Below are 6,415 nucleotides of genomic sequence, written 5' to 3'. Positions count from 1 at the left end.
TGGGATTAGCAATAGTGAAATCGATCATGCACCTGCACGGCGGTGAAGTGCGGGTGCAGAGCGATGCCAGCGGCACGCTGTTTGAACTGGGCTTTCGCCACGGGTAGCTTTAGAACCCAATGCTGCTCACCTAAGCGAAAGTAGCCTCTGTCGCGAACGAGCCTCGCGCTGGACAACCACATTGGCGACAACATCGCCCCCAACCTCATCGCCAACCGGCTGGCCCACTCCACGAAAACCGGCGTCACTGTCGACTATTTACCCCTGTACTTTCGAGAGCGCCATCCGCCTACACCAAGGCATTGGCCCGGATCGTGAAAATAGTCTGTTATCAGGGGTTTACAAGCCACAACATCCGCGTATACTCCTCGCCCATAACGCCGGTATAGCTCAGTTGGTAGAGCAACTGACTTGTAATCAGTAGGTCCCGAGTTCGACTCTTGGTGCCGGCACCATCCAAGGTTCCATAGAAAGCTTCCAACATCTCTGGAACCCCCGAAAAACCCGCCTTCTGGCGGGTTTTTTCGTTTTGGCGTTCCATCGGTTTCCGTCAGAAACTGGTGGATTCCAATCGTTTTAGGGGTAGTGTTAGGGGTAAGGTAATTCGATAAAGGGGGAGTACCCTTATGTCGCGCACCACTGCTCCACTCTCCGATTCGGCTTGCCGCTCAGCCAAGCCCACCGACCGCGCCTACAAGCTTTTCGACGGCGACGGCCTCTACCTTCTAGTCCAACCCAATGGCCGTAAAGGCTGGCGTCTCAGGTATGTCAAACCTGATGGACGCGAAGGACTAACCTCGTTCGGCAGCTACCCCGTGGTCGGACTCGCCGATGCGCGCAACAAGCGCCTAGAGGTCAAACGGATGCTGGCGAAAGGCATCGACCCCATAGAGACCAAACACCAAGCCAAGACGCAGGCTGCAATCAAAGGCCGAACCTTTGAAAGCGCCGCACTGGACTGGCACAAAGCGATGTCTGCCAAATGGGCTCCGGGCCATGCCAAGACCGTCCTGAGCCGCCTCAAAACCCATGTCTTCCCGCTGATCGGCGCTCGCTCTATTGTCGATCTGGACACCCATGACCTGATGCAACCTCTGGAAGCGATCCAGAAGCGTGGCACGATTGACGTCGCTTTAAGGGTACAAAACTACCTGCAAAGCATCATGCGCGAGGCGAAACGTGCTCGACAGATCGCGGCAAACCCTGCCTCCGACCTTGAAGGTTTGATCAAAGCTCCGAGGGTGATTCACCGCCCTGCTTTACCCTTATCGCGTCTGCCTGAATTGCAGGAGCGTATCGACACATACAAAGGCCGCGCACTTACCCGGCTGACGGTCATGCTCTCGCTGCATGTGTTCGTACGCTCCAGCGAACTGCGATTCGCCCGCTGGGGCGAGTTCGACCTCAAGCGCGGCACCTGGGAGATACCGGACACTCGTCCGGCATTGGACGGAGTGCCCTTTTCCACAAGGGGTACAAAGATGGCCGGGGACATCCACCTTGTACCCTTATCGCCACAAGCCGTGACTCTGCTTGAACAGATCCACCTCCTCACCGGCGAATTCGACCTGGTGTTTGCAGGTGATGCCAAGCCCTGGAAACCCATGTCTGAAAACACGGTGAACAGCGCGCTCAGAAAAATGGGCTATGACACCAAAACCGAAATCTGCGGGCATGGGTTTCGTTCGATGGCCTGTAGCGCGCTGATTGAATCAGGACTGTGGTCCGAGACAGCCATTGAAAGGCAGATGAGCCACAAAGAGCGGAACAACGTCCGCGCCGCTTACATCCACAAGGCCGAGTTCATCGAGGAGCGCAGGCTGATCATGAATTGGTGGAGCCGGTATCTGGAGGCCAACCGGCAGGAACATGTCACTCCACATGAATTCGCGAACCAGACCGGAGCGAACGTCACTCGCCTAAAAGCAAAACGTGGCGCAACCGAGTAAGCGCTCGGCCTTCATATCTCAGCGACCCGCTTGTCCACGCGGGTCCATCCAAACAGGGCTGCAAAGCCGCCCTGTTTGGATGGACCTCACTTAAAAAATCTAAACCCACCCAACGGTCTGTGGAAAGCCACTGATTTCCACAGGTGGATAATTTAACCCACAGCTTCAGACGCGCCGGAATCAAGGGGGTTACACATTGTTCCCAACTCTAGGCGAAAACGAACAATCACTTACGCTGAAGGCTCAGTTCGACTGATGCACTAGGAACCACAAACCGAAAAGCCCAAATTGTGGACTGAAACAGTCGAACCGCAACAACCCGGTTGAAAGAGGTGTTTGCGTTGCGGCCCATAGACGCTCCTGTAAAGCTGATGGCAAAATTGTGGCACACTGCGTTGAGAGGGCGAACCTCGCCCATGGCAAGCAGCAATCTCGACCAAAATGCACATTTTGGTGGGCATCCATCGAAGAAAGGACTGGCAGGGCCCAGACCTTTAATGGAAAGCCGTCAAAGGAGCAGTAAACTTCAATCGTCAGCGAAGTTGAGAAGGAGTTCAATGAAAATCCGCGCAACGAGTCTAGCTGGCCCTCTCAACGCCAATCCCCATTGCTGTTGCCTTCGATTAAAGCTGAAAAATCGCGTAGCCTCCAAAAAACTCATTAGGCTTAACCTATACACACATGTCCGCTCTCTGGCTAATACCTGGGCCAAGCGTAAAGCCGTTATACCTATAAATATTTATCACAAAACCGTCCAAATCTTTAAGTGGCCACCTCTAAAAAATTTAAAGATGCTTACAGTTGTAAGTTCTAACCAAAGCCGATATCAAAATAAAATAAATTCCAAAAAAATAGTGATTCATATCTGGGAACGTTGAAATGAGCGGCTTTATTGAAAATCTCTCGCCAAAGGAATGGGAAAGTTTTTGCGAAGTAATGCTTAGACAGCATTTCGGTGCAAAAAATTTCTACACGGTCCCCGATCAAGATGGCGGAGATTTAGGCTTAGAGTTTTACACGATTGATGGGACAATTTTTCAGTGCTACTACCCAGACAGCGGCATTGAAATGGGAATATATAAAAAAAGAATACAAAAGAAAATAAACGACGATCTTAAAAAGCTCAAAGAAAACGAAAAAGAAATACTAAAACTAATTGACGATATCAAGATAAATCAATGGGTACTACTAACCCCTGAATTCAAGTCTAAAGACTTAATTTCATACTGTAACAAAAAGAAAAAAGAAGTAATACTTGAAGACATTTCCTATATAGAAAACTCCACATTCAAAGTAAAAATAGAGACAGCAGAGAGCTATCCCGATGGTAAGCTTTATGCTCAAGGCGTTTACAATGCAGCAATCAACATTCCATTATTAACTGTTGATGAAAGCTTACGAAATACTTGGATATCAAGTAATGCGCAATTCTCTTCAAATATCGCAAGAAAATCCACCAAATTAATGGGTGAACGAAGTGAAGAATTCCAAAACATAGTCGTTTCAAAATATATTCAGATTGATAAATTTCTTGAACAGCTTCGTGATGATCACCCGAACCTTCATGCGACAATCGAAGATAGTGCAAGAGCGCAGTTAGAAAGCATAAAAGAGAATTCTATATTCCTATCGAAGCTAGATTCTGACTTTGTAAAAAGTATTGTTGAAAATAATAAAGAAGCCTTTTCAAAGCACTCGAAATTTATGTCCGACACTAACGTTCAATCATTAACCTTTGGCTATCTTTCCAAATGGATTGCAGAGTGCTACATGGACTTTAAATAATGAAAAATGAACGTCAGATAACTCCGATAATAAGTGATAAGCCATACCCAATACCTATAGAGATGCGGCCACTCTGGAGGATCTCGCTGATTATTATCAGTATTGAGCGGGTATCCAACGAAAAGAAATACTTAGATTCCAAAAAACTGAACATATTGATCTGGATGCTTATTAGAAAAAATAGATGGCCAGAATATGAAGACTACTTAAAAGATCGAACCCTTGATATACCCCTAATATCAGTGGATACAGCGACATACAAAGCACTCGAGATTTGTGTGGCAAAAGCATTGGTTACATTATCCGATGGTAGAGTCCACATTACAGATGCTGGTCAAGATATCTATAGAACCATTCTTGAAAGCGCAGTGATGCAAGAAGAAATAGATTTTTTAGATAACTTTGGAAAAAAACTCACTGACGCTAAAGTTAAAAGCCTCACAGGGGGACTAATATAATGCTTGGTCTAAAAATCAAAGAACTAGAAATCTCCGTCAATACTTCAAGCGGCCCTTTTTCTGCAAAGCTATTTTTTAATGACGGCTTAAATATAATACGTGCAAATAACTCCTCCGGCAAATCAACCTGTATTAACGCCATTGCATTTGGACTCGGGCTTGAGGCAATTCTCGGCCCAAGTCGTAAAAGACCGTTCCCCAAGTCCCTCTATGAAGTCATTTACAAAAGCAAAACTGACGAGACACCATATTTAGTACAAAGCTCCAATGTGCAATTAAAGATAGTCAATAGTCGCGGAGATGAGGCAACCCTACTAAGAGAAATCGAAGGAAACAGCCAAAAAATCACGGTTAGCTCATTGATATCAACGCAAGATTATTTTCTAGGTGCGGCTGGAGAAGTTGGCTCTGCAAAAAGCGAACTAGGTTTTCATCACTGGCTTGCAAAATTCATTGGTTGGACGCTCCCTGAGGTAGTTACTTTCGATGGCAAAGAAATAAAACTATATCTAGAATGTATATTCCCTCTATTTTTCATCGAACAAAAACGCGGATGGTCAGAAATACAAGCAAACATACCTACCCATTACAACATCAGAAATGTTAAGAAAAACGCAGCCGAATTCTGCCTAGGATTCAACAGTTTCGAGCAAGAGAAAAAGATCTTCATGCTCAAAGCCAAAGTAGATTCCGCAGAAAAAGAGTGGGAAAAAATAAGATCTACCGCCGAAAGTATCGCCGACTTCAACAGTGTCAGAATCAATATAATCCCCGACATAGAAAAAACAAAGGAAAAGGCGTACGTGAACTTCTCCTACTTAGAGAATGACATATACATAAGCCTCAACAACCAGCGATCCTCGCTCAAAAAACTAATCGAAAAACTGAGCAACGGCATTTCTGAAAACCAACCAAATAATGAGAATATTGAATCGCAAGCGAGTATAATCCGAACCCTTCAAAGAGAGTCGGAAAATACAGCAAGAAAAATAGAGAATTCACTACTATCTCTATCGGAGACGGATAAAAAAACGTCAACTTTGAAACATGATTTAAACCAATACCAACAGTTGCGGCGACTTAAATCTGTGGGAAGTGTCATCAATGATGAGCTAGACATTTCCAAATGTCCAATTTGTGACAGCAACATGTACGACACCTTGGGGTCTAACTCAACCCAAAGAGCGCCTATGACGCTCGAGGAAAATATTGAATTTCTCAAAAATCAGATAGACTTCTTCAGTTCTATCAAATTAAAGACCGCCGGAGAAATCCAACACTTCCAAGCCAGCTCTAAGCTAATCCAAGCACGACTAGGCGTCGAACAAGATAAGCTAAATAATTTAAGAGCCGACTTTGAGGATATAAATGCCGCAACAAAAGCAATCCTAAGAGAAAAAATACAAGCGGAAATACAACTTAAGGAAGTGGAAAAGCTCCAAGATTCAGAAAAAAATCTTAATGAGCAAATTGAGCGAATTCAATCCGCGTGGCGTACGGCTTCTGACTCATTGAGGCTGGCAAGAAAAAACAGCTCTGAAACTAATAAGTACGCGACCATAACAAAATTAGAACAGATAATACGACGCAACCTTGAGTCATTCCAATTCGATCACGCGGCAATAAACTCCATATCTGTGTCGGATCAAACTTTGCGACCAGAGCAAGAGGGATATGATATTGTAGCAGAAACTTCTGCGAGTGATTATATCCGTGTTATTTGGGCTTACACTCTCGGACTTTTAGAACTCGCAGGAACGGAGAAAGAGATAAACCATGGTGGTTTTGTGGTATTTGACGAACCGCGACAGCACGAAGCAAGTAAAAACAGCTTTATTTCATTGATCGATACAGCGTTAAAAAGCAAGCCTTATGGTGGCCAGGTTATTTTCGCCACGAGCATGGAAAAAAGCGAACTGGAAAATGCGTGCAAAGGCAAGGATCTGAATATATATTTTTTTGACGACTACATACTTAAACCATCAGTTCAAGAAACATCCCCCTCTGAAAGCAGTCCCCTTATATAACAAAGTGCAGATTAAAGTATGTTCTCTTGTAGCAGGGTCGACTAGCATGTGTAGACCCTGCTCATTAAAAACACCTAAATTAAGCTAGACCAAATCTCGCCCCCCCTAACACACATCATTTAAAAGCAATATATGATGCATATCGAACAGGGGTAAGCGCTCCATAAACCCCACCGACTTCAAGATCGGTGGTGCG

Annotated in this window: 4 protein-coding genes and 1 tRNA gene; all 5 read left to right on the top strand. The window is 45.2% G+C overall.

Annotated elements, in window-relative coordinates; all coding sequences use genetic code 11:
• The first annotated feature begins 379 nt into the window (after positions 1–379).
• Positions 380–455 (top strand) — tRNA-Thr (locus B347_RS0121595).
• Positions 456–626: 171 nt separating this feature from the next.
• Positions 627–1,949, top strand: coding sequence for a tyrosine-type recombinase/integrase (locus tag B347_RS0121590; RefSeq protein ID WP_019411780.1), 1,323 nt, complete (start codon positions 627–629; stop codon positions 1,947–1,949).
• An 879-nt stretch (positions 1,950–2,828) separates the two neighbouring features.
• Positions 2,829–3,734 carry a hypothetical protein gene (locus tag B347_RS0121585; protein WP_019411779.1) on the top strand — a complete coding sequence of 302 codons (906 nt, stop codon included), beginning with the start codon at positions 2,829–2,831 and terminating at the stop codon, positions 3,732–3,734.
• Positions 3,734–4,192: a hypothetical protein gene (locus tag B347_RS0121580; protein WP_019411778.1), complete on the top strand. Its 459-nt coding sequence runs from the start codon at positions 3,734–3,736 to the stop codon at positions 4,190–4,192. The genes B347_RS0121585 and B347_RS0121580 overlap by 1 nt, the downstream gene beginning before the upstream one ends.
• Positions 4,192–6,219, top strand: coding sequence for a hypothetical protein (locus B347_RS0121575; protein WP_019411777.1), 2,028 nt, complete (start codon positions 4,192–4,194; stop codon positions 6,217–6,219). The genes B347_RS0121580 and B347_RS0121575 overlap by 1 nt, the downstream gene beginning before the upstream one ends.
• Positions 6,220–6,415 lie beyond the last annotated feature (196 nt).

This window comes from Pseudomonas psychrophila HA-4, from assembly GCF_000282975.1.
Taxonomy (GTDB): Bacteria; Pseudomonadota; Gammaproteobacteria; order Pseudomonadales; family Pseudomonadaceae; genus Aquipseudomonas; species Aquipseudomonas psychrophila_A.
The sequence above is the reverse complement of the archived record's forward strand: the minus strand, read 5'-3'. Positions and strand labels throughout refer to the sequence as shown.